This window comes from Brevundimonas sp., from assembly GCF_013823285.1.
In the GTDB taxonomy this organism is placed as follows: Bacteria; Pseudomonadota; Alphaproteobacteria; order Caulobacterales; family Caulobacteraceae; genus Brevundimonas.
Window position 1 is genome coordinate 1 of the sequence record NZ_PNLV01000178.1, and the last position, 2,886, is coordinate 2,886.

Here is a 2,886-nt window from a genome sequence, read left to right on the forward strand (position 1 = left end):
CCCCGGCCACATCGCCTGCGACTCCCGGTCGGCCAGCGAGATCGTGGTTCCGGTCCTCGATCCGTCCGGCGCCCTGATTGCGGTGCTGGACGTGGACGCCGCCGAAAAGGCCGCCTTCGACGCCGTGGACGCCGAATGGCTGGAACGGCTCATGGCCAGGGTGTTCAGCTAGGTCTCGGGATCGCCGTCGCGGAACCGCCATTTGCAAATGAGGGCCGTAGCCGCCAGCGTTAGCGACACGCTGTTGGCCGCCACCAGCGGCCAGGCGCCCAGCATGACGCCGTAGATCGTCCAGAGCGAAAAGGCGGTCACCGTCAGCGCATACATCCGCAGCGACACCGAGGATGCATCGCGTTCGCGGATGATCTTGATGATCTGCGGCACGAAGCTGATGATGGTGCACAGGGCCGCGCCCGTGCCGATCACATTGATCCATAGCGAAGCGTTCATACCCCGGTCTTTTCGATGGATCGCCGTTGGCGTCGCGCCTCGTGAACTTCCAGCGCGCGCGCCTCGACCTCGCGCAGTATCTCTCCGAGTTCGATGTCCGTCAGATGCTCGATGCCGATGAAGCGGTTTCTGGCGTTTCCGCTCGCGTAAACCAGTTCATCCAGCTTGGCCTGCATCGCCGCCGCGTCGCGGTTCTGGGTGTTCTGGATCAGGAACACCATCAGGAAGGTGACGATGGTGGTTCCGGTATTGATGACCAGCTGCCAGGTCTGGCTGAACCCGAAGATCGGCCCGGTCACCGCCCAGGCCAGCACCACAAGCAGGCAAAGGGCGAACGTCAGCGGTCGTCCCGCAATGCGCGCCGTCGCGTTGGCGAAACGAATGAACAGCTTTTCCACGAGCGCCTAACGGCCACCCTGGCCACCGGTTCCTACCGGAAAGCGGCGGGCCTCAGCAGCGGTGCGATCGCCTCATTGTCGTTGACGCTGTCGAGGAAGGCCGGGGCCCGGAACGCCCCGCTCTGCTGCTCATAGGCGTAGCCCAGCGACAGGATGCGGGCGTCGTCCCATCTGGCGCCGAAGATCGACAGGCCCACCGGCAGACCATGGACGAATCCCATGGGCACCGTGAGATGCGGATAGCCCGCCACGGCGGCCAGGGTGCTGGCCGAGCCCAGGAACCGATCGGCCATCACCGGATCCGTCGGCCAGGCCGGCCCGCCCGTGGGGGCGACCAGGGCGATCACATCATGCTCGGCCAGCAGCCGGTCGATGCCTTCCGGTCCGGCCAGACGCCGGGCCGTGTCGCGGGCCTCGATGTAATCGGGGTCGTCGAGCCCGCCGGTGGCCTCGGCCTGGACGAAATACTCCTGCCCGAACAGGGCCAGCTCGCGCGGCGTCGCCTCGTTGAAGGCGATCAGATCGGCCAGGGTTCGGGTGGGCGTCTGCACCGGGTCGGTAGAGGCCAGATAGGCGTTCAGCCCGGCCTTGAGCTCGGTCAGCAGGACGGTGAACTGCGCCCGGCCTATGGGACCCATCTCCGGCCCCTCTGTAATCTCCACCAGCTCGGCCCCGGCGGCGCGCAGGTCGGCCAGCGCCGCCTCGAACACCGCATCAGTTCCGCCGTGATAGCCCGAGGCGAACCGCGCCACGCCGATGCGCACGCCCGCCAGCGATCCGGCGTCCAGCGCCGCCCGGTAGTCGGTGCGGCGGGCGTCCGCCTCGGCCGTAGCCGGATCGGCGGGGTCGGTCCCGGCCATGACGCTCAGGATCAGGGCCGCGTCCTCCACCGTGCGGGTGATGGGCCCGGCGGTGTCCTGGCTTTCGCTGATGGGAATGATGTGGGTGCGTGACACCAGGCCTACGGTAGGTTTGAAGCCCACCACCCCGTTGGCCGCCGCCGGGCAGACGATGGAGCCGTTGGTCTCGGTGCCGATGGCCGCCGGAACCAGCCCCGCCGCCACCGCCGCCGCGCTGCCTGAGGACGAGCCGCAGGGGTTGCGGTCCAGGGCATGGGGATTGCGCGTCTGGCCGCCCACGGCGCTCCAGCCGCTGACGGAATTCGCGCCTCGGAAATTGGCCCACTCGGACAGATTGGCCTTGCCCGCAATCACCGCCCCGGCCGCTCGGAGCCGCGCCACCAGCGGCGCGTCACGCCCGGGGGCATTGTTCACCAGCGCCAGAGACCCGGCGGTGGTGGGCATGTCGGCGGTTTCGATGTTGTCCTTGATCAGGATGGGCATGCCGACGATGGAGCGATCCGCCGCCCCGGCGTCCCAGGTCGCCGCACTGGCCGCAGGACTCCAGACGATCACGCTGTTGACCGTCGCGCGGTCGCGAACCTCAAGATCCGTCGGACCCGGGGTCGCGCAGGCCAAAAGCGCCAGCCCCGCCAGCGCCGCGAGAACACCCCCCTTGCGCATCACTGGCTGCGCTCTCCGATGGTGCGGTCCAGAAAGTCCAGATAGGTGCGCCACTGGTGCAGCTGGCGCGGGTTGCCGCGGATGCCGTGGCGCTGGCCGGGATAGAGCATGGTCTCGAAGGGGACGCTCTGTTCCTGCAGGGCGTTCAGCACGCGGGTGGTGTTCTCGAAGATGACGTTGTCGTCCGCCATGCCGTGCAGTAGCAGCAGCCGGCCCGTCAGTTGGTCCAGCTTCGTGACCACGTCCGAAGCCGCATAGCCGTCCGGATTGCCCTCGGGCGTCGACATGAACCGTTCGGTGTAATGGGTGTCGTACAGGCTCCAGTCGGTCACCGGCGCGCCCGATATGGCCGAGGCCAGACCCATGTCGGGCTCGGTCAGCATGTGGAGGGTCATGAACCCGCCGTAGCTCCAGCCCATGGCCGCGATGCGGTCCGCGTCGATGTAGGGCAGGCTGCGCAGATAGTTCGCGCCCAGCACCTGGTCCTCGACCTCCACCGTGCCCATGCGCAGGTA

4 protein-coding genes and 1 pseudogene are annotated in these 2,886 nt (G+C 67.9%); 1 reads left to right on the plus strand and 4 read right to left on the minus strand.

The features are described 5' to 3' along the window. A pseudogene (locus C0461_RS14105) lies at positions 1 to 172 on the plus strand (GAF domain-containing protein); the annotation flags it as partial. Here C0461_RS14105 and C0461_RS14110 read toward each other — a convergent pair. The 4 genes from C0461_RS14110 to C0461_RS14125 all read right to left on the minus strand — a co-directional run. Then, positions 169 to 450, minus strand: coding sequence for a SemiSWEET transporter (locus C0461_RS14110; RefSeq protein ID WP_292107907.1), 282 nt, complete (start codon positions 448 to 450; stop codon positions 169 to 171). The pseudogene C0461_RS14105 and the gene C0461_RS14110 sit on opposite strands and share 4 nt — an antisense overlap. Next, on the minus strand, positions 447 to 848 hold the full coding sequence (locus tag C0461_RS14115) for a low affinity iron permease family protein (RefSeq protein WP_292107908.1): 402 nt from the start codon (positions 846 to 848) through the stop codon (positions 447 to 449). The genes C0461_RS14110 and C0461_RS14115 overlap by 4 nt, the downstream gene beginning before the upstream one ends. A gap of 32 nt (positions 849 to 880) precedes the next feature. Next, positions 881 to 2,371 carry an amidase gene (locus C0461_RS14120; RefSeq protein WP_292107910.1) on the minus strand — a complete coding sequence of 497 codons (1,491 nt, stop codon included), beginning with the start codon at positions 2,369 to 2,371 and terminating at the stop codon, positions 881 to 883. Continuing rightward, a partial coding sequence (locus C0461_RS14125; RefSeq protein ID WP_292107912.1) for a prolyl oligopeptidase family serine peptidase occupies positions 2,371 to 2,886 on the minus strand: 516 nt, incomplete at its 5' end. The genes C0461_RS14125 and C0461_RS14120, both read right to left, overlap by 1 nt.